17 protein-coding genes are annotated in these 24,090 nt (G+C 67.7%); 10 read left to right on the top strand and 7 right to left on the bottom strand.

What is annotated here, in order from left to right; translation table 11 throughout:
* Positions 1-199: 199 nt before the first annotated feature.
* From L1787_RS02000 to tenA, 3 genes are all read left to right on the top strand, one after another.
* Positions 200-1,171 (top strand): TAXI family TRAP transporter solute-binding subunit, encoded by a 972-nt coding sequence (locus L1787_RS02000; protein ID WP_235706807.1) that lies wholly within the window; start codon positions 200-202, stop codon positions 1,169-1,171.
* A 137-nt stretch (positions 1,172-1,308) separates the two neighbouring features.
* A complete protein-coding gene (locus L1787_RS01995) occupies positions 1,309-2,349 on the top strand; it encodes a glycosyltransferase family 61 protein (protein ID WP_235706806.1) in 1,041 nt (346 codons plus the stop codon).
* Between the two features lie 109 nt (positions 2,350-2,458).
* Entirely contained in the window at positions 2,459-3,121 is a 663-nt protein-coding gene (tenA, locus tag L1787_RS01990; RefSeq protein ID WP_235706805.1) for a thiaminase II, read from the top strand.
* Positions 3,122-3,140: 19 nt separating this feature from the next.
* Here tenA and L1787_RS01985 read toward each other — a convergent pair whose 3' ends face one another.
* On the bottom strand, positions 3,141-3,692 hold the full coding sequence (locus L1787_RS01985; RefSeq protein ID WP_235706804.1) for a DUF924 family protein: 552 nt from the start codon (positions 3,690-3,692) through the stop codon (positions 3,141-3,143).
* Positions 3,693-3,779: 87 nt separating this feature from the next.
* Here L1787_RS01985 and L1787_RS01980 point away from each other — a divergent pair, with 87 nt between their 5' ends.
* The 5 genes from L1787_RS01980 (at position 3,780) to L1787_RS01960 (ending at position 10,412) form a co-directional block, all read left to right on the top strand.
* A complete protein-coding gene (locus tag L1787_RS01980) occupies positions 3,780-6,449 on the top strand; it encodes a TRAP transporter permease (RefSeq protein WP_235706803.1) in 2,670 nt (889 codons plus the stop codon).
* On the top strand, positions 6,449-7,789 hold the full coding sequence (locus L1787_RS01975) for an aspartate aminotransferase family protein (RefSeq protein ID WP_235706802.1): 1,341 nt from the start codon (positions 6,449-6,451) through the stop codon (positions 7,787-7,789). The genes L1787_RS01980 and L1787_RS01975 overlap by 1 nt, the downstream gene beginning before the upstream one ends.
* Before the next feature lie 132 nt (positions 7,790-7,921).
* Positions 7,922-8,686, top strand: coding sequence for a LamB/YcsF family protein (locus L1787_RS01970; protein WP_235706801.1), 765 nt, complete (start codon positions 7,922-7,924; stop codon positions 8,684-8,686).
* Positions 8,686-9,399, top strand: a complete 714-nt coding sequence (locus L1787_RS01965) for a 5-oxoprolinase subunit B family protein (protein ID WP_235706800.1) — start codon at positions 8,686-8,688, stop codon at positions 9,397-9,399. The genes L1787_RS01970 and L1787_RS01965 overlap by 1 nt, the downstream gene beginning before the upstream one ends.
* Positions 9,396-10,412, top strand: coding sequence for a 5-oxoprolinase subunit C family protein (locus L1787_RS01960; RefSeq protein WP_235706799.1), 1,017 nt, complete (start codon positions 9,396-9,398; stop codon positions 10,410-10,412). Before L1787_RS01965 ends, L1787_RS01960 begins: the two co-directional genes overlap by 4 nt.
* Before the next feature lie 10 nt (positions 10,413-10,422).
* Here the strand turns inward: L1787_RS01960 and L1787_RS01955 are convergent, their stop codons facing one another.
* Together L1787_RS01955 and L1787_RS01950 are read right to left on the bottom strand one after the other, a co-directional pair.
* Positions 10,423-12,876: a glycoside hydrolase family 65 protein gene (locus L1787_RS01955; protein WP_235706798.1), complete on the bottom strand. Its 2,454-nt coding sequence runs from the start codon at positions 12,874-12,876 to the stop codon at positions 10,423-10,425.
* Positions 12,873-13,598: an HAD family hydrolase gene (locus L1787_RS01950; protein WP_235706797.1), complete on the bottom strand. Its 726-nt coding sequence runs from the start codon at positions 13,596-13,598 to the stop codon at positions 12,873-12,875. The genes L1787_RS01955 and L1787_RS01950 overlap by 4 nt, the downstream gene beginning before the upstream one ends.
* A gap of 187 nt (positions 13,599-13,785) precedes the next feature.
* Between L1787_RS01950 and L1787_RS01945 the strand changes: the two genes are divergently transcribed.
* Positions 13,786-14,862, top strand: a complete 1,077-nt coding sequence (locus L1787_RS01945) for an NAD(P)-dependent alcohol dehydrogenase (protein ID WP_235706796.1) — start codon at positions 13,786-13,788, stop codon at positions 14,860-14,862.
* 22 nt (positions 14,863-14,884) lie between these two features.
* Here the strand turns inward: L1787_RS01945 and L1787_RS01940 are convergent, their stop codons facing one another.
* Positions 14,885-17,626: a cation-translocating P-type ATPase gene (locus L1787_RS01940; RefSeq protein ID WP_235706795.1), complete on the bottom strand. Its 2,742-nt coding sequence runs from the start codon at positions 17,624-17,626 to the stop codon at positions 14,885-14,887.
* Between the two features lie 251 nt (positions 17,627-17,877).
* Here L1787_RS01940 and L1787_RS01935 point away from each other — a divergent pair, with 251 nt between their 5' ends.
* On the top strand, positions 17,878-18,753 hold the full coding sequence (locus L1787_RS01935) for a universal stress protein (RefSeq protein ID WP_235706794.1): 876 nt from the start codon (positions 17,878-17,880) through the stop codon (positions 18,751-18,753).
* Between the two features lie 890 nt (positions 18,754-19,643).
* Here the strand turns inward: L1787_RS01935 and L1787_RS01930 are convergent.
* The 3 genes from L1787_RS01930 to L1787_RS01920 all read right to left on the bottom strand — a co-directional run bounded on the left by L1787_RS01930 (position 19,644) and on the right by L1787_RS01920 (position 23,809).
* A complete protein-coding gene (locus L1787_RS01930) occupies positions 19,644-21,689 on the bottom strand; it encodes a glycosyltransferase (RefSeq protein WP_235706793.1) in 2,046 nt (681 codons plus the stop codon).
* A gap of 237 nt (positions 21,690-21,926) precedes the next feature.
* Entirely contained in the window at positions 21,927-23,357 is a 1,431-nt protein-coding gene (gene pyk / locus L1787_RS01925; protein ID WP_235706792.1) for a pyruvate kinase, read from the bottom strand.
* A complete protein-coding gene (locus L1787_RS01920; protein ID WP_235706791.1) occupies positions 23,354-23,809 on the bottom strand; it encodes a DUF1036 domain-containing protein in 456 nt (151 codons plus the stop codon). The genes pyk and L1787_RS01920 overlap by 4 nt, the downstream gene beginning before the upstream one ends.
* Positions 23,810-24,090: the final 281 nt, after the last annotated feature.

Below are 24,090 nucleotides of genomic sequence, written 5' to 3'. Positions count from 1 at the left end.
ATCCTGAAGCGGTAACGACGTGTCGCGACGAGTCGTTCCAGACGCGAGTGGCCGACCGAACGTTGACAAGGTCGGCCCGGACGGATTGCGGGTGGCGTTCAACCTCAGCGTTGGGGTAACGTCGGCCAGCGGGGCCCGGCCCCGATCAATCGCGATCTGGCTGCGGCGTAGACCGGGGCCATCGAGTGGGAGAGCATCTATGAAAAAGAGTGTATTGGCGCTCGTAGCCGCCGCGACGATGACGGCGGCCGGCGCCACCACCGGCGCTTCCGCGCAAGACACCTTCGTGACGATCGGCACCGGCGGCGTGACCGGCGTCTATTATCCGACCGGTGGCGCGATCTGCCGGCTCGTCAATCGCGGCCGCCGCGATCACGGCATCCGCTGCTCGGCGGAATCCACCGGCGGCTCGGTCTACAACATCAACACCGTGCGCTCCGGCGAGCTCGATTTCGGCGTCGCCCAGTCCGACTGGCAGTATCACGCCTATAATGGCAGCTCGAGCTTTGCCGAACAGGGCCCGTTCGAGAAGGAACGCGCCGTCTTCTCGATCCACCCCGAGCCGTTCACCCTGCTCGCCAAGTCCGATTCCGGGATCAACAGCTTCGAGGATCTGAAGGGCAAGCGCGTCAATGTCGGCAATCCCGGCTCCGGCCAGCGCTACACGATGGAAGTCGTCATGGATGCGTTCGGCATCACGATGGACGATTTCTCCCTCGCGACCGAGCTGAAGGGCTCGGAAATGGCGCAGGCTCTGTGCGACGGGAAGATCGACGCGATGATCTACACCGTCGGCCACCCCGCCGCCGCGATCCAGGAAGCCGTGAACTCCTGCGACGTGAAGCTGATCGACGTCACCGGCGAGCCGATCGACACGCTGGTCGCTGACAACCCCTATTACCGGACCGCTGTCATCCCCGGCGGCATGTACAAGGGCAACGATCAGGACACGACGACCTTCGGCGTCGGCGCGACGCTGATCACCTCGGCCGACGTTTCCGACGATGTCGTCTATGCCGTGGTAAAGGCTGTGTTCGACAATTTCGACCAGTTCAAGCAGCTCCACCCCGCCTTCGCGAACCTGTCGGAAGAGGAGATGATCTCGGACGGCCTGTCCGCGCCGCTCCATCCGGGCGCCGAGCGCTATTATAAAGAGCGCGGCTGGATGTAATTCGCGCGTCCTTTCGGACGACGCATGATCGGACAAGGCCGGCCGGGCATCGGCCGGCCTTGTTTCGTTTCAGGACGGCAAAGCCCGCAGATCGTTTCATGCCCCACCGCAACGAACCGCCGACGGCGCCACAGCCGATGCCCAAGGGCATTCGCGGATTGAACAAGGCGAGCATCTCCGTCGTCCCCGAGGCTCAGCGGGCAAACTGGCCGCGCTACGCCGCCGAGCCCCATTTGGACGCCCGACGCCGCGTGCACGACGGAGCCTATCGCGGGCACGACGGCGCGGTGCCGTTTCACGTCCTCGACGATGTTCATCTGATCTATTATTCGGGGCCGAAACACGCGTTCCAGGACGAGCCGCAGCTCGGCCGGCGCGGCGTCGCCGTCTTCCGTGCCGACGGAACGCTCCTTGATCTTTCCACCCTGGTCGGGCGACCGCAGCTCTTTCGCGCGCTCGCCGCGAACGCCGTGCCGCTCGACGAGATCGTGCTCGCCGGTGACCGCTTCTGCGACGGCAATATGTGCCACGTCCTGGTCGACCATCTGGTGCGCGCGGTCGAGGCGCGACGTGGGTTCGCCGCCGCTCCCGTGGCTTTTTACGGCGCGGCCTGGCCGTTCGCCCGCGCGCTCGTCGCCGAGGTGATGCCGGATGCGCTCTTCCTGAAGGAAGGCGTTCCCTATCGCGTCCGCCGCCTCATCTATGCTGACGACGCGTTCGGCAAGCCGATCGCCCATCCGCTCCTCGAACGGAGCCTTGCCACGCAGGAGGCGATCCGCGCCGCGATCACCCGTTTCGCCATCGCGCCCGAGACGCCGACACGGCGTATCGTCCTCGAGCGCCGCGGGATCGCCGATGCCCGTGTGGCCGATGAAGGCGAGCTCGTCGCAGCGCTCGGCCGGAAGGGGTTCGTCGCGGTCGATACGGCCGATCTTTCGCCGGCTCATCAACTCGGCCTTTTCGCAGCGGCCGATATCGTCGTCGGCGGCCATGGCGCCGCGCTCACCAACCTACTCGCGTCCCGCTCGGGAAGCCGTGTGGTCGAAATCAAGCCGGCCGGCCGGTCCGACGTCTACGAGCGTCTCGCCAAACTCGCCGGCGCGCAATACACCGCGATCGCCTCCGACGCGCCCGACTGGCTCGCTGCGACACTTGCGGCGGCCGGCCCGGTTCCGTGACCGTGCCCGGCCATGTTAAGCCGGATCGACCGCCACCCGCCCCCGACGAACGGTGACGCGTGCCGATGTCCCGGCGCGGGCGGCGACTTTCCAAACCCGGAACGCGCGAATGACCTTTTCCGACGACGCATGGACCCGCAACGCCGCCCGTTATGAGACGATCCGCACGATGGGCTTCAATGAGGAGCTCGCCGCCGGCACGCTCTCGCGGGCGCAGTTCGAGCATTATATCGTCCAGGACGCGCATTATCTGATCGGCTTCGGCCGCGCGCTCGCGATCGCCGCCGCGAAGGCGCCCGACCCCGACCGCATGGTCCAATTCTGCGACGCCGCCAAGGAAGCCGTCATTGTCGAGCGGGCGCTGCACGGCTCGTTCTTCGCCGATTGGGGAATCTCGCCAGAGGATTTCGAGGCGAGCCCCGTCTCTCCGACGTGTCATCACTATGTCTCGTATTTGATGGCGACGGCCTATGCCGAGCCTTACGAGGTGGTGCTCGCCGCGCTTCTGCCCTGCTTCTGGATCTATGCCGAGGTCGGACGCGACATTCTCGGCCGCGCCTCCGCCGGCAACGCCTATCAGGCGTGGATCGACACCTATGCCGGCGAAGAGTTTCACGAGGCCGTCCGCGCCATGCGCGCGGCGACCGACGAGGCCGCCGCCACCGCCTCGCCGCGGATGATCGAGGCGATGCATGTCGCCTACACCACCGCGACGCAGCTCGAATGGATGTTCTGGAACGGCGCGCACCAGCGGCGCGCCTGGCCGATCTGAGCGCCGCGGCGCGCCCGCGTCAGTTCGCGAAGCCGCCGCTTTCCATGTAGGCGATCTCCTCGGCCGTGCTCTCGCGGCCGAGGATCGGATTGCGATGCGGAAAGCGCCCGAAGCGGCGGATCGCATCGGCATGGACGAGGGCGTAAAAATACGCGTTCTGGTCCCCGGCGACGCGGTAGAGATCGAGGCCGCGCTCCTGGGCGGCGAGGTCCTCGGCGTGCTGGTAGGGCAGATAGAAGAAGTTCTGCACCGGCATCACCTGTGACCGGTCGTGCCCCGCGGCGACAGCCGCGTCGGCCGCCGCAAGCGCCTTGTCGTCCGAGGCGAACTGATCGGCGAGGCCGCGAAAGGAATTGCGCGGGATCTGATCGAACAGAATGATCAACGCGAGGCTGCCGGTCGCGGTCCGCGCCCAGTCATCGCAATAGCCCTTGCAGGCGCGTTCCCAAGTGTTCACCCAGCCGCGGCACGCCTCGTCGAACCCGTCATTTCGGTCGAACCAACGCACCGGACCCGCGCGCAACCAGAAGTGGACGAGGTCCAACGCCTCGCGATGCTCAACGCTATCCATTTCGTTCTCGCCGTCTGCGGATAAAAAACCCTTTGCGGCTCACCCAAAGCATGGAACGCTACTGGAAGGCGAGCACAGGATGGGACGATGACGACGCAGGCCACGGATCTTCACGCGCCAGGTGCCGCGACCTCCGGCGACGATATCGTTGCGTCGGTCGACAGCGGCGCGCGGCAGCCGATCGGTTGGCAGAAATATCTGATCCCCTGCATCGCCTTCGTCTGGTCGCTGTTCCAGCTTTATACCGCCTCGCCCCTTCCGTTCATGATCCAGCAGGCGACGGGGCTTCACGTCGTCTTCAACAACACCGAAGTCCGGGTCATCCACCTCTCGTTCGCGATGGTCCTCGTCTCGATGGCCTTTCCGCTGAGCGCCCGCGCCTCGCTCAACAAGATCCCGATTTACGACTGGATCCTCGCGATCCTGGGCGCCGCCTGCTGTCTCTATCTCGTCGTCTTCAAGGATCAGATCGCGAGCCGCCCCGGCCTGCCGACCACGACCGATCTCGTCGTCTCGACGCTCGGTCTGATCACGCTCGGCATCGCCGTCTATCGCGCGCTCGGATTGCCGCTGCTGATCGTCGTCAGCATCTTCCTCGCCTACGTCTTCTTCGGCTCCTCGCCATGGCTTCTCGACGCGATCCGCTGGAAGGGCGCGTCCTACGGCAAGGCGATGTGGCACTTCTGGATGCAGACCGAGGGCGTCTTCGGCGTCGCGCTCGGGGTGTCGGCCTCGCTGATCTTCCTGTTCGTGCTGTTCGGGGCGATTCTCGAAAAAGCGGGGGCCGGCAACTTCTTCATCAAGATCGCCTTCGCTCTTCTCGGTCACCTGCGCGGTGGTCCGGCGAAGGCATCGGTCGTCGCCTCGGCGCTCTCCGGCATCTATTCCGGCTCCTCGATCGCCAACACGGTGACGACGGGCACGTTCACCATCCCGCTGATGAAGCGCACCGGCTTCCCGGCCGAGAAGGCCGGCGCCGTCGAGGTCGCCTCGTCGACCAACGGGCAGCTCACCCCGCCGGTGATGGGCGCGGCCGCCTTCCTGATCGCCGAGTTCACCGGCACGCCCTACACGGACCTCATCGTCTATGCCTTCCTGCCGGCGGTCGTCTCCTACATCGCGCTCGTTTATATCGTGCACCTCGAAGCCTTGAAGCTCGGGCTGAAGGGCTTGCCGCGGCCGCCCTCGAAGGCGCAGTCGCTCGCCCGCAAGCTCGGCGGCTTCCTGCTCGGCGCCGGGTTGATCGCGGCCCTCGGCCTTTTCGTCCACTATGTGCTCGGCTTCGTGGCGGCGCAGATGCCGGGTGCCTCACTTGAAGCGGGCATCCTGATCTTCCTGCTCTTCTATCTCGGCACGCTCGTGGTCGCCGCCCGCCGCCCCGACCTCGAGGTCGACGATCCGGACGCGCCGATCACCGAGCTGCCGCGCGCGGGCGATGTCGTCCTCACCGGGCTGCACTTCATCCTGCCGATCATCGTGCTGCTCTATTGCGTGATGGTCGTGCGCCTCTCGCCGAGCCTGTCGGCCTTCTGGGCGGCGCTCGCGATGATCTTCATCGCGCTCACCCAGCATCCGATCAAAGCGGTCCTGCGGCGCGGCGAAGGCCTGTCCGGCAGCTTCCTGCGCGGCTGGGACGAGTTCGCCCGCGGTATGGTCGCCGGAGCGCGCAATATGATCCCGATCGCCGTCGCGACGGGCGCCGCCGGCATCATCGTCGGCACCATCTCGCTGACCGGCGCGCATCAGGTCGTCGCCGAGTTCATCGAGGCGCTCGCGGGCGGCTCGCTGATGGTGATGCTCATTCTCGTTGCGGTGATGAGCCTCATTCTCGGCATGGGCCTGCCGACGACGGCGAACTATATCGTCGTCGCCTCGCTGATGGCGCCGGTCATCGTCTCGCTGGGCGCGTCGGAGGGGCTGATCATCCCGCTCGTCGCCGCGCACCTCTTCGTGTTCTATTTCGGCATCCTCGCCGACGACACGCCACCCGTCGGTCTCGCCGCCTATGCCGCGGCGGGCATCTCGGGCGGCGACCCGATCAAGACCGGTTTCCAGGGCTTCGCCTACGATATCCGGACGGCGCTGCTGCCCTTCCTCTTCATCTTCAACACCGAGTTGTTGATGATGCACGTCGAAATCGTCGACGGCGTCGCCAAGGCCGTCTTCGTGCCTTGGTATATCGGCCTCAAGGCGTTCGTGATCGCGGTGATCGCGATGCTGGCCTTCGCCGCCGCGACGCAGCGATATTTCTTCACCCGCTGCAACTGGGTGGAGACGGCGGCGCTCGTCCTCGTCGCGCTCACCCTCTTCCGGCCGGGCATCTGGCTCGACATGGTCCAGCCGCCCTATCATTCGCACGCCGGGTCCGAGGTCTTCCAGATCGCCGAGCAGGAGCCGGTCGGCAGCAATCTCCGCCTCGAGCTCGTCGGCACGGACTTCAACAATCCCAACAAGCGCAACACGATCTTCATCGTCACGCGCCTCAATGACGGCGCGACCGGCGAGGACAAGCTCGGCTCCGATCTCCTGTTCATGGAGGACGGCGAGAACATGGTCATGGAAGAGCCGTTCCCCGGCACGCCCTTCGCCTACCTGTCGCAAGATTTCGACTTCTACGCCGACGAGCCGGTGGTGCTGCAATCCGTCCAGACGCCGGCCGAGCGGATGCCGAAGGAAGTGTTCTATATTCCGGCTTTCCTTCTGCTCGCCGTGGTGATCCTCTTCCAGCGGCGGCGGCAAACGGAGCCGGCCTTCTGATGGCGTCACCTCATGTGTTCCAGCGCGCGAGCGCGGCCGATATGCCGGTCGCGGTTCGTGGCGACGGTATCTTCGTCGAAACCGCGGACGGGCGGCGCATCCTCGACGCGTGCGGCGGGGCGGCGGTCTCCTGTCTCGGCCATTCCGACAAGGTCGTGGTCGACGCGATCAAGGCCCAGCTCGACGCGCTGCCCTACGCCCACACGGGTTTCTTCACCTCCGACAGCGCCGAGCGCCTCGCCGCAATGCTCGTGGAGCGTGCGCCCGAGGGGATCGGCCGCGCCTATTTCGTCTCCGGCGGATCCGAGGCGGCGGAGGCGGCGATCAAGCTGTCCCGGCAATATTTCCTCGAAAAGGGCGAGCCGGAGCGCCGGCGCATCATCGCGCGGCGGCAGTCCTATCACGGCAACACGTTGGGCGCCCTCGCCGCCGGCGGCAACGAGTGGCGCCGCCGCCAGTTCGCCCCGCTCCTCACCGACGCGATGAGCCACATCGCCCCGTGCCACTATTGGCGCTTCGCCGAGCCCGGTGAGAGCGAGGAGGCCTATGGTCGCCGCGTCGCCGACGAGCTCGAGACCGAAATCCTCCGCCTCGGCCCCGAGACGGTCGCCGCCTTCATGGCCGAGCCTGTCGTCGGGGCGACGATGGGGGCGGTGCCGGCCGTGCCGGGCTATTTCACCCGTATCCGCGAGATCTGCGACCGGTACGGCGTCCTCCTCATCCTCGACGAGGTGATGTGCGGGATGGGCCGCACCGGCCACCTCTTCGCCGCGGACGCCGACGGCGTGCGGCCGGACATGATCCTCATCGCCAAGGGCCTCGGCGCCGGCTATCAGCCGATCGGCGCGACCCTCGTTGCCGAAGAGATCCACGCGACGATCGCCGCCGGCAGCGGCTTCTTCCAGCACGGCCACACCTATATGGGCCACCCGACCGCCTGCGCCGGCGGGATCGCGGTGATCGAAGAGATCGAGAATCGCGACCTCCTCGCCAATGTCCGCGCCATGGGAACGCGGCTGAAGGAAGGCCTCGAGGCCCGCCTCGGCCAGCATCCGAACGTCGGCGACATTCGCGGCAGAGGCCTTTTTCTCGGCATCGAGCTCGTCGCCGACCGGGAAACGAAAGCGCCGATCGCGCCGGAACGGAAGACCCATGCGGCGATCAAGAAGGCCGCGATGGCCCGCGATATCATGGTCTATCCGATGGGTGGCACGATCGACGGAGCGCTCGGCGACCATATCCTCGTCGCCCCGCCCTTCATCGTGACGGCGGACGATGTCGACGTCATCGTCGAGCGGATCGGGGCGGCGATCTCCGACGTCCTTCCGGCGCACGGGTGAGGCCGCGCCCATGCGCGCCCGCAAGCGGCCGAGACATCGCGCCCCGCCTTCAATGACGCCCTGCCGGTTGACCGGGCACCGCCGGCCCGGCACCATCGCCGCCGACCGAATAGTCCGACAATCGAAGTGCCAATGACCACCGTCGACCTCAACGCCGATTGCGGCGAAAGCTTTGGCCCCTGGTCGATGGGGGACGATCCGGCGATCCTCTCGATCGTGACGTCCGCCAACATCGCCTGCGGCTTCCATGCCGGCGATCCCGACACCATGGTGGAGACCATCCGCCTCGCCAAGGCGAACGGCGTCGCGATCGGCGCCCATCCGGGGTTCGAGGATCGCGCCGGCTTCGGCCGCCGCATCATCCCGATGACGCCGCAAGCGGTCGAGCGCATGGTCGCCTATCAGATCGGCGCGCTCGTCGCGACGGCGGCGCTCGAGGGCGTGCCGGTGACGCACGTCAAGGCGCACGGGGCGCTCTCCAATCTCGCTTGCGTCGAAGGCGACTATGCCGACGCGATCGCCCGCGCGACGAAGGCGGTGGATCCCACCCTCACCCTCCTCGCCGTCGCGACGACGGAGCTCGAACGGGCGGGGGCGGCCGTCGGCCTCACCGTCGCCTCGGAGATCTTCGCCGACCGCGCCTATGAAGCGGACGGCAATCTGATGTCCCGCGCCAAGCCGGGCGCAATGATCGAGGACGCGGACCTTGCCGCGCGCCGCATCGTCGAAATGGTGAAGGACGGCATCATCCTCGCTCATGACGGCACGCGCGTGCCGACGGCGATCCATTCGATCTGCGTCCATGGCGACAATCCGCACGCGGTCGACACCGCCCGCGCCGTCCGCACCGCGCTCGAAGGCGCGGGCGTGACCCTCGCCCCATTCGCCGGCCGCTGATGGACTGGCTCGACGGCGCCGTTCTGCGGGGCAGCGGCGAGGATGCGTTCGTCGTCGAATATGGCGAAGAAATCGCGCCCGAGATCGGCCGCCGCGTCGCCGCCCTCGCCGACGCGTTCGACCGCGCGGCGCCGGACGGCCTCGTCGAGGTGGTGCCGACCTTCCGCTCCCTCCTCGTCCTCTACGATCCGGAGCGGACGACGCGCGAGGCGCTCCTCGCCGCGCTGCCCGCGCCCGACGACGATCCTTCGCACGAGACCGGCACCCATTGGACGCTTCCCGTCTGCCTCGAAGGCGAGGCGGCGGAGGATATCGCCGAGTGCGCGGCGGGTCTCGGCATCAGCGAGGCGCGGCTTCGCGAGATCTTTCTCGCCGGCACCTATCAGGTCGGCATGTACGGCTTCGCGCCGGGCTTTGCCTATCTCTCCGGCGTCGACGAGGCGCTGGCGATCCCGCGCCGGCCGCAGCCCCGTCCGCCCATGCCGGCGGGCAGCCTGATCCTCGCCGGCGGCATGGCCGCGCTGACGTCGATCTCGATGCCGACGGGGTGGTACGTGATCGGCCGCACCGCGATCACCCTCTTCCGGCCCGAGGCGGAGCCCATGGTGCCGTTCGCGGTCGGTGATCGCATCGCCTTCCGCGCCGTCCCGCTCGACGAGCTGGACCGGCTCGCCGCCACCCACGATGGCGGGCTGACCCGCACGACCTCGTGAGCGCGAAGACCTCCCGCCTCAAGGTGGTCCGGCCGAACCACCTCCTCACCGTCCAGGACGCCGGCCGCCAGGGCGCGATGCGCTATGGCGTCTCCCAATCCGGCCCGATGGACTGGGTCCGCTTCCAGCTCGCGATCCACCTCGCGACCGACACCAGCGCCGCCTTCGAGATCGGCGTCGCCGGCGCCGCTTTCTTCGCCGAGGGGCGCGTGCAGCTCGCCGTCACCGGACCGGGCTTCACCGCCCGCATCAGCGGCGGCCGCACCGCGACGTTCGAGCCGCCGCTGCGCCTCACGCTCGAAGAGGGCGAGACGCTGACGGTGACGCCGGGCTCGACGGGCATGTGGGCCTATGTCGCCGTCAAGGGGATCGATTTCGGCCCGCCGGTTCTCGGCTCGCTCGCGACCAACGCCCGCACCGGCCTCGGCGCGCGCGACATGGGAACCGCCTTCCCCTGCCCTGCCCCCGCCTTTGCCGAGCCCGCCCTCTTCGACGATCCATATCCGACCGGCGGGACGATCGGCGTTCTTCCCGGCCCGCAACATCACATGTTCCCCGAAACCGTCCGCGACCGCTTCGCCGCCGAACCGTTCACGCTGACCGACGCGCTCGACCGGATGGGCTACCGCCTCGAAGGGCCGAAGATCGAGGCGATCCGGCACGACATCATCTCCGACGGGATCGTCGAGGGGGCGATCCAGGTGCCCGGCAACGGCCAGCCCATCGTGCTCTGCGCCGACCGCGCGCCGACTGGCGGCTATCCGAAAATCGCGATCGTCGCGAGCGCCGACCGGCCCCGCCTCACCCAGCATCGGCCGGGCGACACCATCCGTTTCGAGTGGATCGACGAGGCGGCCGCGCGGGACCGGCGCCGCGCAATCGCGGAGCGGGTGACGGTCCTCACCCCGCGCGTGCGCAACAGCTTCACGTCGGAATTCCTCGCCGGCCGCAACCTGATCGGCGGCGTCTGGCCGAAGGAGACCGAAGCGGACGACGCGCTCGGCGACGCCTGAGCGGCGCGGCTCAGGCGCCGTCCGTCTTGGCGGCATCGCCTGAAATGAGGCGGCGGCTCTCCGGCGGATGGACGAGCTGGAAGGTCGTCTCCGAACCCGGCGACACCCGCCGCACCCGCCCACGATAGACGACCTCGACGCGCCCGCCGCTGCCTTCGCCGACGGCGATGCGCACCGTGTCGCGCGTCGCCTCGACCTCCACGTCATGGCCGAGATAGCGCACGTTCGTGTGCACCCGCCGCAGCGTCTCGGGCAGCACCGGATCGACGTTGAAGCCGTTGCTGCGCGCCTCGCACCCGACATAGGCGCTCTGCAGCATGTCGATGGTGCCGCACATCGCGCCGAGGTGGATGCCTTCCTCCGTGGTGCCGCCCTGCACGTCGTCGACGTCGGAGCGGAGCGCGTCGCAGAAGAGATCCCAGGATTTCGCCCGGTTCGTCCGCGCGACGACCCAGGCATGGACGATCAGGGAAAGCGTCGAGCCGTGCGAAGTGCGCGCGTCGTAATATTCGACAAGGCGCGGGATGGCCGAGGCGTCGAACCCATAGCCGAGCTGCTCGAAGATCTCCGCCAACGAGGAGGAGGAGAACAGGAAGGGCAGCATCAGAACGTCGGCCTGTTTGGAGACCTTGTAGCGGTTCACCGCCTTGCCTTCGGCCTCGAGGATCCGGTCGAGCCGGTGGATATCGCCGTATTTCGCCCGGTACGCATCCCAGTCGAGCTCTTCGAGCGCCTCATAGCCCTCGAATTGCGCGATCAGCCCGTTCGACAGGAACGGCACGTAAAGGTGTGAGCCGATCTCGAGCCAGTGATTCACCTCCTCGCGGGTGAGGCCGAGCGAGACGCCGAGCTGGCGCTTGCGCCGCTCGGGAAGGTCGGCGACGGCGTCGACGGTGCGGGTCAGCACCCAGGAGCAGAGGACGTTGGTATAGGCGTTGTCGTCGATGCCCTGGTCGGTCTCGTCGTCCCGGTCGGGATAGGCGGTGTGGAACTCGTCCGGGCCCATCACGCCGCGAATATGATAGCGGCCGGTCTCGGGATCGTGCTTCGCAAGGCTCGCGAAGAAGCGGCTGATCTCGATCAGCATCTCCGCCCCGCCCTCGATCATGAAGTCGAGATCGTTCGTCGCCTCATAATAGCGCCAGACATTGTGAGCGATCGCGAGGCCGACATGGCGCTGGCGATCGGTGGAGTCAGGGAGCCATCGGCCGGAATTGGGGTTGAGGTGGAGCGTCTGCGTCTCCTCGCGCCCGCTCGACGCGCTCTGCCAGGGGTACATCGCCCCCTTGAGGCCGTGCGCGGCGGCGAGCTTGCGCGCCTCGTCGAGCCGTCGATAGCGATAGCGCAGAAGACCGCGCGTCAGCCGCGGGGCGCGCAGATTGAGGACGCGGAAGATGAAGATCTCGTCCCAGAAAATGTGGCCCCGATAGGCCTCGCCATGCCACCCCCGCGCCGGCGCGCCGACGTCCCGCTCGGCGGTGTGGGGCGACAGCGTCTGGAGGAGATGGAAGAGGTGAAGGCGCAGATGGAGCTGCGCCTGGCTCGCCCCGTCCTCGACCGAGATGTCGAAGTCGGCCCACAGCGTCGCCCAAGCGCGTTCATGATCGGCGAGGAGGCGGCCGAAGTCCGGCGCGGTGGTGACGGCCTCGGTCGCGGCGAGAAGCGGCGAGGCGATCGCCGAGTCGCGCACGGTGACGAAGGCGACCGTCTTCTCGGCGCGGATCGTGGCGCCTTCCCGCGCCGCCAGCGAGAAGACCGTGCCCACCATCTCGCCGTCAATATAGGGCTCGGCCGGCGCGCTCTCGTGGGCGTTGAAGAGCGACGTGCGCGCCGCGATCGTCGCCTCGATGGCCGATTGGACCGTGCGGCAGGTGAGCCGCGCGACATGAGCCTCCGTGTGGTCGGCATCGACCACCGCGAGATGCTTGCCGGCGAGGTCGCGATAACGCTTGACGCCGCAATTCGTGACCGACCCATCGATGAAGGAGCGCAGGCGCAGCGTGCCCGACCAGTTGACCGGCGTGATCGAGAGCGACACGGCCGCGAGATGCGGCGCGCTCATGCTGACGATCCGCTCCTCAGCAAGGCGCGTGATGCGGCCCGCGGCGTCCTTGATCTCGCTTTCGCGCCGGAGCACGCCGGCTTTCATGTCGAGCGATTGGGTGTGCCGGATCATCGTCTCGCGGCCCGGCGCAAGCTCCGCCTCGCCGTCGATCGACAAGCGGAGCGGCAGCCAGTTCGGCCAATTGACGAGATCCTCGTTCTCGACGCTGCGGCCGGCGATCTCGGTCGTCAGGCGATCGTAGCCGCCGGCGAGATAGGTCCCCGGATAATGCGTTCCGTCCGCATCGACATCGAGAAAGGCGCCGCGCGTCGCGAAGCGGCCATTGCCGAGCGTGCAGAGCGCTTCGCGCAATCCGGCGGTCTGAGGGTCGTAACCCTCGTAGGTCAGCGTCCAGGTCAAATGTTGATCTCCTCGGATCGGTCGAGGTGCGCTTCTGACAGCGCCGCGATGATCGTATGCGCGCCCGCGGCGCGAAGGCGCGGCGCATCCTCGGCATTGGCGACGCCGACGACGAGGGCGAAACCGCCCGCGCGACCCGCTTCGATCCCCGCGACGGCATCCTCGAAGAGAACCGTCCGGTCCGGGCGGAGGGCGAGCCGGGCGGCGAGCGCGAGGGGCAGATCCGGCGCGGGCTTGCTCCGAAGCCCCTCTTCGGCGGCGACGACCCCGTCGACGATCGCGTCGAAGAGGCCGAGAACGCCGGCGGTGGTGAGGACGTGGCGCGCATTCCGGCTCGCCGAGAACAGGCCGACCTTCATCTCCGCAGCGCGGAGGGCGCGCAGGAGCGGCACCACCCCGTCGAGCGGGGCGACGCCGGTCGCCTCCAGCGCGGCGAGAAAGGCCTCGTTCTTCGCGGCCGCGATCCGCGCGATCTCCGCCTCGTCGAGGCTGATCCTCCTCGCGGCGAAGAAATCGCGCACGCCCACCGCGCGCGCCTTTCCGTCGACATGGGCGCGATAATCGGCGTGGGTGAAGGGGAGCGGATCGCCATGCGCGGCGAGCGCCGGCTCGAACACGCGGCGCCATGCCGCTTCGTGCACGCCGACCGTCGTCGTGATCACGCCGTCCATATCGAACACCGCGCCATCATAACGCGACCTGTCGAGGGTAATGTCGCTCATCGCACGCTCATGACCGAGCCCCCGCACAGACATTGTGCGGTTTTTCAGGACTTAGGGTCCCGCCCTGGCGCGGCGAGCGCGACCGATGGACGAAACGACGCGACGCATCGTTGATGTCCATCAAACAAATTCGCTCCGGGATCGGCAAAGTTTCCGGCGAACATATTGCCCGCCTGGGGGAGGTCACATGCCGAAAACGATGAAAGCCGCCATCTTCGTCGACACCAACCGGATCGTCCTCGACGAAAAGCCGATCCCGGACGTGGGGCCGCTCGACGCGCTGATCCGCATCACGACCACCACCATTTGCGGCACCGACATCCATATTCTGAAGGGGGAATATCCCGTCGAGCGCGGGCTCACGATCGGTCATGAGCCGGTCGGGATCATCGAGAAGCTCGGCTCGGCGGTGCGCGGCTACACCGAAGGTCAGCGCGTCATCGCCGGGGCGATCACCCCGAGCGGGTACTCGAACGCCTGCCTGTGCGGCTGTCACTCGCAGGACGGCCCCGACACCCCGCACGGCTTCAAACCGCTCGGCGGCTGGCGCTTCGGCAACACCATCGACGGCGCGCAGGCCGAATATCTCCTCGTCCCGGACGCGATGACGAACCTTGCTCCGATCCCGGACGGTCTCGAGGACGAGCAGGTCCTGATGTGCCCCGACATCATGTCGACGGGCTTTTCCGGCGCGGAGAGCGGCGCCGTGAAGATCGGCGACACGGTCGCCGTGTTCGCGCAGGGGCCGATCGGGCTGTGTGCCACGGCCGGCGCGCGGCTGATGGGGGCGAGCACCATCATCGCCGTCGAAGCCGTCCCGGCCCGTCAGGAGATCGCCCGCACGATGGGCGCGGACCATGTCGTCGACTTCTCGAAGGTCGACCCCGTCGAGGCGATCATGGGCCTCACCGGCGGGCGCGGGGTCGACGTGTCGATCGAGGCGCTGGGACGGCAGGCGACGTTCGAGGCCGCCCTCAGGATCCTGCGCCCGGGCGGTACGCTCTCCTCGCTCGGCGTCTATTCGGACGATCTCACGATCCCGCTCGGCGCGTTCCATGCCGGCCTGGGCGACAACAAGATCGTGACGACGCTCTGTCCCGGCGGCAAGGAGCGGATGCGCCGGCTGATGGACGTGATCGCCTCCGACCGGCTCGACACACGCGCCCTCGTCACCCACCGTTTCAAGCTCGACGAGATCGAAGACGCCTACGATCTGTTCGCCAACCAGCGCGATGGCGTCCTCAAGGTGGCGATCACCCCCTGACGGAGCGTTCACCCGCACGGCCTCAGGCCGGGCGGGTGGCACCACGCCGACCGATCCGGCGGCCGAGGGACCGCCGGACGAACTTTTCGACCTCCAGCACCAGCAACAGCGCAACGCCGATCCCGACGACGAGGAGCCCGTCGGCGAACACGACCGGCCGGGAATCGAACACCCGCTGCAAGAACGGGACGTAGGTGAAGGCGAATTGCAAGGCGGTCGTCAGCGCGACACCGATGAGCACCGCCCGTGTGCCGACGACCCCGACGAAGGTGAGCGAGGTGAGGTGCAGATAGCGCACCGAGAAGAGATAGAAGATCTCCATCACCACGATCACGTTCACGGCGAGCGTGCGCGCATAGGCGACATCATCTCCCCGCCCGATCGCCAGGAAGAAGACCCCGAACGTGCCGAGCGCCATCAGGACCGAGACGAAGACCACGCGCCAGATCATCTCCGCATCGAGAAGCGCGGCATTACGCGCCCGGGGCGGGCGCTCCATGATCGTCTCCTCCGGCGGCTCGAACGCGAGCGTCAGGCCGAGCGCGATGGCCGTCACGAGATTGATCCAGAGGATCTGCAAAGCGGTGATCGGCAGGATCACCCCGGCGAGAATTGCCCCGGTGATCACGAGCGATTCGCCGCCATTGGTCGGCAGCGTCCAGGCGATCACCTTCTTGATATTGTCGTAGATCGCGCGCCCCTCGCGCACCGCGGCGACGATGGTGGCGAAATTGTCGTCCGCGAGCACGACGCGCGAGGCGTCCTTGGCCGCATCGGTGCCGGTGATGCCCATCGCGACGCCGACATCGGCGCGCTTCAGCGCCGGCGCGTCGTTCACCCCGTCACCCGTCATCACGACGACGTTGCCCTCCGCCTGCAACGCCTCGACGAGGCGCAGCTTGTGCTCGGGCGCGGCGCGGGCGAACACGTCGACCTTGCCCGCTTTGCCGCGCAAATGCTGGTCGTCCATCTCGTCGATCTCACGGCCGGTGAGCGCGCCGGCCGTGATGTCGATGCCGAGCTGGTCGGCGATCGCGAGCGCCGTCGCGGCATGGTCGCCGGTGATCATCTTGACGGCGACGCCGGCGCGCAGCGCATCACGCGCCGCGACGATCGCCTCGGGTCGGGGCGGGTCGGTGAAGCCGACGATGCCGAGGAGCGTGAACCCGTCCTTCATCGCGCCCTCCGCGATCGCCTCGTCGGCGCCGACGCGCTTTTCGGCGAAGGCGAGGACGCGCTGCCCGTCCGCGGCGAGCGTCTCCATGCGGGACAGCCAGGCGTTCGCGTCGAGCGGCTCCGCCCCGTCTGCGGCCGCCTGATCGGCGCACATCGTCAGAAGCTGGTCGAGCGCGCCCTTGAGGAGAACGACATTGCCGTCCTCGGTGCGATTCAGCGTCGCCATATAGCGGTTCGCCGCATCGAAGGGCACCTCGTCGAGCCGGGGCATCGCCGCACGGGCGCGCGCCGGATCGAGCCCCGCTTTCCGCGCGAGGGAGACGAGCGCCCCCTCCAGCGGATCGCCGGCGACCTCCCATCGGCCGTCCCCCTCTTGGCGCAGATGCGCGTCGTTGCAGAGGAGGCCGGCGCGGATCAGCCGGGCGCGCGCCGGCGTCTCGTCGCCCTCGATCGTGCCTTCGGGGGCGTATCCGGTACCGCTCACCTCGGTCGGCGGCGCGAGCGGGTGGGTGACGAGCGAGCGCGCCACCATCTCGTTCATGGTGAGGGTGCCGGTCTTGTCGGTGCAGATCACGGAAACGGCGCCGAGCGTCTCGACCGCGGTGAGGCGGCGCACCGTCGCGTTCCGGTTCGCCATCCGCTGCACGCCGAGCGCCATCGTGATCGTGATCACCGCGGGCAGCCCCTCCGGGATCGCCGCGACGGCCATGCCGACCATCGCCATGAACCCTTCGTCGAGCGGATAGTCGCGCAGGAAGACGGCGACCAAAAAGACCACCGCGCTGACCGAGAGGATCACCATGGTCAGCCACTTCGCGAAGCGGTTGATCTGGTCGAGGAGCGGGGTCGACAGCTCTTCGATATCGCCGAGCATCGCACCGATGCGGCCGATTTCCGCCGCCTGGCCGGTGGCGACGACGACGCCCGTGCCCCGGCCCGACGTCACCATCGTCCCGGAGAAGGCGAGCGAGGTGCGGTCGCCGAGCGGCGCGTCCTCGGCGACCGGCGGGACCGATTTGACGACGGTCATCGCCTCGCCGGTGAGCGCGGCTTCCTGCGTCGTCAGGCCGCGCGCCTCGATGATGCGCAGATCGGCGGGAACGCGCGAGCCCGGCTCCAAATGAACGATGTCGCCGGGAACGAGATCGGCCGCGGCGACGGTGGACCGCTCCCCCGCGCGAATGACCTCCGCCGTCTCCGACAGCATGCCGCGCACGGCGGCCAGCGCGTCTTCGGCGCGCCCTTCCTGCCAGTAGCCGATCGCCGCATTGAGCAGCACCACGGCGAGGATCACCACCATGTCGGTGACGTGCCCGAGGAGCAGCGTCACGAACGCGGCGCCGAGAAGCACATAGATGAGGACGTTGTTGAACTGGGCCGCGAGGCGCGCGAGGCGGCTCCGCCGCGCGGTCTCGGGCAAGGCGTTCGGCCCATAGCGGCGGCGCCGGGTCTCGACCTCGGCCGCGGTGAGGCCGCGCGGCGAAGTCGCGAGATCGTCGAGCACGGTCGCCGCGTCGATCGAATGCCAGGCGGTGCGCCTATCGCCGCGGTTCGCCTCCGAGGTGGATGTCGCGGGCAGGGTCGTCATGAGGCGTTCCTCATCTGGGCGAACGGGGGCGACGCGAACGGGTCGGCCCCGATGGCGCAACGATCGGAAAGTGGGAGGAACGCCGCATGCCCCGATCGGGGAGAGGGGCGATCGAGATCCGACTCCAACCTGTCATCTTGCGTGTCTATAGTGACAGGCTCGGATGAGGTGTTGACCAGGATCAACACGCCATGGCGCGAGTTGGCGCACCCTCCCGCGCCCGGCCCGCCGCGAAGATTGGAGCGAGATCTATGGCCACCAAATCGATCGTTTGTCTCGTGATCGGATTCGAGCACGAAGAGACGGCGGTGGAGGCCGCCATCAAGCTCGCCCAAACGAACGCGGCCGAGCTTCGCCTCATCCACGTGTCGTATCCGGTTTATTCCTATTCCGGCTTTTTCGGCGAAGCGATCATGGTCGGCGGCGGCTGGGACGGCATCGTCGAGAAGCAGGCCGAAGCGCGCCTCAAGCATGCGCGCGAAATGTCGGAGCGTCTTTGCCGTAAGCACGGCCTTCCCTACAACGAGGCGGCGCCGGTGATCGGCGAGGCGTCCGGCACCTTCCTCGTTCTCGAAAATCGCACGAACGGCGATCTCGTGCGCGAGATGAGCCTCTGCGATCTCCTGGTGATCGGCGCGCAAAAAGGCTCGTCCGACGTTTCCGACAATTCGATCACCGGGCTCGCCCTCTTCTCGACCGGCCGGCCGCTCCTCGTGGTGCGGCCGAAGCCGGACGGGGAGCCGGCATGGATGGGCCGCAAATGCGCCCTCGCCTGGAACGACAGTCCGGAGGCGATCCGCGCGGTGCTCTCGGCGCGCGATCTGATGGTGAACGCAGACGAGGTTCACGTCCTCGTCGCGACGGAGCGCAACCGCCCGCTCGACGCGCACGAGAACACCGTCGTGATGGACTATCTCGCCCGCCACGGGGTGAAGGCCCAGATCGCCGCCGTGGCGCGCGATGGAGGGAGCGCCGCCGAGGCCGTCCTCAACGAAGTGCGCGCCCGCGGCTGCGATTTCATGATCATGGGCGCCTACGGACACAGCGTGTTCCGCGAAATGCTGGTGGGCGGTTTCACCTCCTACATGATGGAGGAAGCCGAGATGCCGATCGTCTTCGCCCACTGACGTCGCGGCCGGGAGGGGGCGGGTTCGGCTAGGCCGCGAGGATGGCGAGGCCGCGGGCACGGCGAGGCCACGAGCATGGCGAGGCCACGAGCATGGCGAGGTCACGAGCACGGCGAGGCCACGAGTACGGCGAGGTCACGAGCACGGCGAGGCCACGAGCACGGCGAGGCCACGAGCACGGCGAGGCCACGAGCACGGCGAGGCCACGAGCACGGCGAGGCCACGAGCACGGCGAGGTCACGAGCATGGCGAGGCCACGAGCACGGCGAGGTCACGAGCACGGCGAGGTCACGAGCATGGCGAGGCCACGAGCACGGCGAGGCCACGAGGGCGGAAAAGCCGCCCGGCCACACTCGGACCTGGCCGCGTCTCCTAGGCAGGGGGCATCTTCGTGCGTGGCGCACCCGCTAATCAGAACGAAACACGCTGTGCTTCCACGCTTGTGCCATGGCGCGCGTCACCCTGCTTTATGCTGGCGCCGCTTATCCGATCCCGCTCGGACAAGCGGCGCCAAACAATCGACCTCCTTTCAATCACGCCCCGATCCTTCTCGTAGCCCCTGAAGCTCGGGCCTCGCCATGGCGCTTCGAGGGGGAGGAGGTCGAACCACACGAACGCCGCGATCACCTCCCGAGCACCAGTGACCTGCCCAAGGTCGAGCAGCCAAACTTGCCTTTTGCGCAGCTACGCCCCGGTTTCGAGCCGTCGAAACAGTCGCTCCTCGGGCCAGGTCTCGGCCTCGGCACGGGCTGCGGCTGCGACTGCGAGCAGGCTCAATCGCCGCTGGCGCCACATCCACCGCTCGTCCGGCGTCCAATCTCGACGCGCCGTGGTTGTCCGGCCGATCTGGCCCGCCGAAGCGCAGATGGCAGGCGGCGAGCCGCGCCGGATCAGGCACGATCCGACGAGGTCGATCGCCTCTCCCCGGTCGGCGTTGGCGCGCGCTTCGTCGGATGGCCGGCGAGGGGCACGGGGCGGGCCCGTAGGCGGGCCGGACGCGAGGCGATACCGTGCATCGTCTTGCGCCAATAATGAGGAGAGCGGATGAGGTCGTGCAGCGCCAGGAGAACGGCCGCCCCCATCAGGATCCAATAGAGCGGAAACCATAGCACCGCCCAGACACTGATCCGCTCGCCCCGCCGCGACTGGATGCTGACGGCGCCAAGCGCAAAACTCGCCCCATAGCCGAAGAGCACGCTGACGAGTTGGATGGCCGTGAGCGCGCCGGACGGGCCGGCGAGAAGCGGCGCGAGGCCGGTCAGCGCGAGGACGAGCTGCCCCACGAAGACGAGGTGGGCGAGCGCCGCCGTCAAAGCGCCGATGATGAACAGATGGACGAGGCTCGTGTCGGCCCAGCCGAGCTCCCGGAGCAAGACCAGTGGCCGGCGGTTGTGCACGAGCCACGTCTGCATATAGCCCTTGAACCAGCGTGAGCGCTGCTTCAGCCAGGCATCGACACTGATCGGCGCTTCCTCGTAGGTCCGCGATTCGATCATCGCGATGCGGTATCCACCGCGCCGCAGACGGATCGCGAGGTCGGCGTCTTCGGTGACGTTGTAGGGATCCCACCCGCCGACGCGGATCAAGGCGTCGGTCCGAAAATGGTTCGACGTCCCGCCGAGGAGCAGAATCCGCTCCTCGCCCGCGACCATCGGCATCACGTGGTCGAAGAGGCACGCATATTCGATGGCGAACATCTGCGTCAGCCAGGTGTCGCCCGCATGATCGATCGACAGTCTGGCTTGCAGCGCGGCCATGTCGGGCGCGGCGGCGGCGAAGGTCTCGGCGGCGACGCGGAGCTGATCGAGCTCGGGCCGATCCTCCGCATCATAGATCGTCACGAGGCTGCCGCGGGCCTGACGCAGACCGACATTGAGCGCGCGCGGCTTTGTCTGCGGTGAGCCTGGGGGAACGATGGTCATCCGGCACGACAGATCGTGCGCATGGCGCATCACGGCGCGGCGGGTGATCGCGTCGTCGGCTTCGACGAGGAACTGGATGTCGAGCTTGTCGGGTGGGTAGTCGAGGCGGCGGAGGGCGCGCACGAGATGGGCGATCCCCTCGCCTTCGCGGAAAAGCGGGACGAGAATCGAATATTCGGGAAGCTCGGACGCTTTCAGGCGCCGGCGGGGCTGGCGCGGCCGATCGGGCCGCATGAGCGCGAGACCCCGGCTCGCCGCATAGGCGAGGAGGATCGCTGTCGTCGTGACGAAGAGCAAACCGAGCATCACGAACGGCGCCACCGCGACGACGACGGCGAAGGCGGCGAGCGCGAGGCCGAAGGCCAGCACCTGCGGCCGAGTCACCACGCGGTCGGCGAGCGCGATGGCGGGGATCTCATGGATCGGATCGAGCCGGCCGGCGCTGATCCGCGGCCTCTCCTCGCCCACCGCGGCGTCGATCGCATGCGGAGGCACGATGATGATCCGGTCGGCGGCCTTCGGACAGCGGCTGACGAGGCTTGCGAGCGACGGCAGCCACGTCGGCGATGGCGCGATCGCCACGACCTGCCGCCCGTCGACGAGGAAGCGCAGGATCGCACCATCCTCGCAGAACACCGATTCGGCCCGCGAATCGCGAACGAGCTCGCTCAATGTGTGGCCATGGTCGAACCGGCAACCGAGCCAATGGGCGAGCGCCTCATAATAATCGGTGTCGCGGAACGGGGGTCTGACGGGCTCCGACGAGGTGCCGGCAGCCGCGATCTCCGACGGGCGGCCCCACCGCAGCACGAAGGCGGCGTTCAGACATTCATCCGGCGCGGCGCGGTCGAGGAGCGCCGCGAGGCGCGCATCGGCCTTCGGCATGGTGGCCCGCGGACGTTGATTGCGCAGGCCGAACACAATCGCGGCCTGGCGCGGATCGCGCAGCGCCTCACCCGGATCCCGGGCGGCCTTGCGGCGAAAGAAAACGCCGCCGCCCCAACTCGACCTCAAGCTGCCCAAGGGGCGTGACAGCAGCGGCCGGGCTGCCTCCGAGCCGGTCCCGACCGGGTGCTTCGGGCGTGAGCGCCGGCGAAACCGACCTCCGAACGAAAAGTCCACCATGTCCTTCCCTCGCCGCAACACCTAAGGTAGCATAAACACCCTTGAGTTGCATTGGCAAGAGACGAGCCGCACCCCGCGGCCAGCGAGCGAAATCAGTTCGTTCGAAGGATCATCCTGCGGGGCGGGTCAGCGCTCGTCGGAGGAGCGGACGAATGCGAGTTGAAGAACGTTCGTCACACCCGGCGTATGGAGCGGCACGCCGGCCACGGCGACGAGGCGATCCCCCGTCTTCGCCGCACCGAGATCGACCGCCCGGGCGCCTGCCATGGCGATGAAATTCTCGAGGTCGCTGGCCCGCTCGCAGACCACCGTCGTCACGCCCCAGGCGACACCCAGGCGCCGCGCGGTGGCGAGCTCGGGGCAAAGGGCGAGGATCTCGGCGAACGGCCGCTCGCGCGACATGCGCAGGGCCGTCGAGCCGGAGGTCGTGTAGCATGCGATGGTCGACACGTTCAGCGTCTCGGCGATCTGCGTCGCGGCGGCGGCGAGAGCGTCGGCCCCGGTCGCCTCCGGTTCGAGCCGCTGGGCGCGGATGATCGAACGGTAATTCGGATCCCGCTCCACCGCCTGGACGACCTTGTCCATCATCGAAACGGCCTCGACCGGGAACTGTCCGGCCGCCGATTCGGCCGACAGCATCACCGCGTCGGCGCCCTCATAGACGGCGGTCGCGACGTCGGAGACCTCGGCGCGGGTCGGCACCGGCGAGGTGATCATGCTCTCCAACATCTGCGTCGCGACGACGACGGGCTTGCCCGCGCGGCGCGCCTCGCGAGTGATCCGCTTTTGCAGTGTCGGCACGACCTCGAGAGGCATTTCGACGCCGAGATCGCCGCGCGCCACCATGATCGCGTCGGAAAGCTCGATGATCTCGTCCAGCCGGTCGATCGCCTGCGGCTTCTCGATCTTCGACAGGAGGCCGGCCCGGCCGCGCGCCACCTTGCGCACCTCGGCGAGATCGTCCGGACGCTGCACGAAGGAGAGCGCCACCCAGTCGACGCCGACGGTCATCGCCGCTTCCAGATCGGAGCGGTCCTTCTCGGTGAGCGCACCGACCGGCAGCAGCGTGTCGGGACAGCTAACGCCCTTGCGGTTGGAGAGGACGCCGCCCTGGACGACTTCGGTCTCCGCCTTTGTCGGGCCGGCTTCGATCACCTTGAGGGAGAGCTTGCCGTCGTCGAGGAGGAGGCGATGTCCGGGCCGCAGGGCGCGCAGGATTTCCGGGTGCGGGAGGAAGACGCGTTCTGCGTTGCCCGGCTGGTCCACCTGGTCGAACGTGAAGCGTTGCCCGCTTTCCAGCGTGACCTTGCCATCCTCGAATGTGCCGACGCGAAGCTTCGGCCCCTGCAAGTCCGCCAGGATCGTGATGGGCGAGCCGACGGCCTCCTCGACACCTCGAATATGGGACACGAGGCTGCGCAGGAGAGCGTGGTCGGTGTGGCTCATGTTGATGCGGAAGACGTCCGCACCGGCCCTGTGAAGGGCGTCGATCTGTTCAGGCTTGGAAGATGCGGGACCGAGAGTGGCGACGATTCGAACCCGTCGCTCGCGTCTCATTGTCCGCCGATACCCACTTTCGGGCGCTCGGTGAGCTGGACCGTCCAGGAGAGTTTGTCGCCGGTATCGACTTCGACGAAGCCGCGACGCTCATATCCGCGCGCCACGCAGTCGCTGGTGCCTTCGATCGTGAATTCTTTGTCGTGCGTGCACATGAATGCCGTGCCACCCCAGGCGCCGCCTTCTTCGTAGTCGAGCGCGTAGAGATAATAATAGCGGGAGGGAAGCGGGCCTTCGACCACCACCTGGCAGCTGTCCGCCTCGAGATTCCACCAGCCTTCGCTGACCCACTCCTCATGGCTTTTGTAGCCGATGGCGATGCCGATCTGGACCGGGGTCTTGTTGCAGAGGCGGAGCTCTGCACGGGCTTCGGTAGGAGCTGAAACCAGCGCCGCTCCAGCGAGAAGAAGCGGGAAGACGGAGAAGGCTACTCGGCCAAAGAAGCGGAACATGTGCTGCGAGCCGTCCTTTTTTCGTTCATCATACACGTGTTCGCGGCGCTAACCCACGCGTTCATGCGAGGTTGCTCGCTCCTTGTCAATCGCGTCGTACTGGACACGCCTAACACGCCGGATACACCGACTTGCTGGTTAACCGCTGCGAATCGATTCCGCAACACAATGTTGTCGATCGATAGCCCATCATGCTGACGCGAAGCTGAAATCTCGACAATTCGACCTATTATAGTCATCCGTTTTTATACGCCGTGACGGACAGCAGTATTGCTGTCTCG

It is taken from the genome of Acuticoccus kalidii (assembly GCF_021556395.1).
GTDB lineage: Bacteria > Pseudomonadota > Alphaproteobacteria > Rhizobiales > Amorphaceae > Acuticoccus > Acuticoccus kalidii.
The sequence above is the reverse complement of the archived record's forward strand: the minus strand, read 5'-3'. Positions and strand labels throughout refer to the sequence as shown.

What these genes read in the sequence shown, in the direction of transcription:
- L1787_RS02000 (WP_235706807.1), top strand. Translation starts at nt 200, where the DNA reads ATGAAAAAGAGTGTATTGGCGCTCGTAGCCGCCGCGACGATGACGGCG.
- L1787_RS01995 (WP_235706806.1), top strand. Translation starts at nt 1,309, where the DNA reads ATGCCCAAGGGCATTCGCGGATTGAACAAGGCGAGCATCTCCGTCGTC.
- tenA (WP_235706805.1), top strand. Translation starts at nt 2,459, where the DNA reads ATGACCTTTTCCGACGACGCATGGACCCGCAACGCCGCCCGTTATGAG.
- L1787_RS01985 (WP_235706804.1), bottom strand. Translation starts at nt 3,692, where the DNA reads ATGGATAGCGTTGAGCATCGCGAGGCGTTGGACCTCGTCCACTTCTGG.
- L1787_RS01980 (WP_235706803.1), top strand. Translation starts at nt 3,780, where the DNA reads ATGACGACGCAGGCCACGGATCTTCACGCGCCAGGTGCCGCGACCTCC.
- L1787_RS01975 (WP_235706802.1), top strand. Translation starts at nt 6,449, where the DNA reads ATGGCGTCACCTCATGTGTTCCAGCGCGCGAGCGCGGCCGATATGCCG.
- L1787_RS01970 (WP_235706801.1), top strand. Translation starts at nt 7,922, where the DNA reads ATGACCACCGTCGACCTCAACGCCGATTGCGGCGAAAGCTTTGGCCCC.
- L1787_RS01965 (WP_235706800.1), top strand. Translation starts at nt 8,686, where the DNA reads ATGGACTGGCTCGACGGCGCCGTTCTGCGGGGCAGCGGCGAGGATGCG.
- L1787_RS01950 (WP_235706797.1), bottom strand. Translation starts at nt 13,598, where the DNA reads ATGAGCGACATTACCCTCGACAGGTCGCGTTATGATGGCGCGGTGTTC.
- L1787_RS01945 (WP_235706796.1), top strand. Translation starts at nt 13,786, where the DNA reads ATGCCGAAAACGATGAAAGCCGCCATCTTCGTCGACACCAACCGGATC.
- L1787_RS01940 (WP_235706795.1), bottom strand. Translation starts at nt 17,626, where the DNA reads ATGACGACCCTGCCCGCGACATCCACCTCGGAGGCGAACCGCGGCGAT.
- L1787_RS01935 (WP_235706794.1), top strand. Translation starts at nt 17,878, where the DNA reads ATGGCCACCAAATCGATCGTTTGTCTCGTGATCGGATTCGAGCACGAA.
- pyk (WP_235706792.1), bottom strand. Translation starts at nt 23,357, where the DNA reads ATGAGACGCGAGCGACGGGTTCGAATCGTCGCCACTCTCGGTCCCGCA.
- L1787_RS01920 (WP_235706791.1), bottom strand. Translation starts at nt 23,809, where the DNA reads ATGTTCCGCTTCTTTGGCCGAGTAGCCTTCTCCGTCTTCCCGCTTCTT.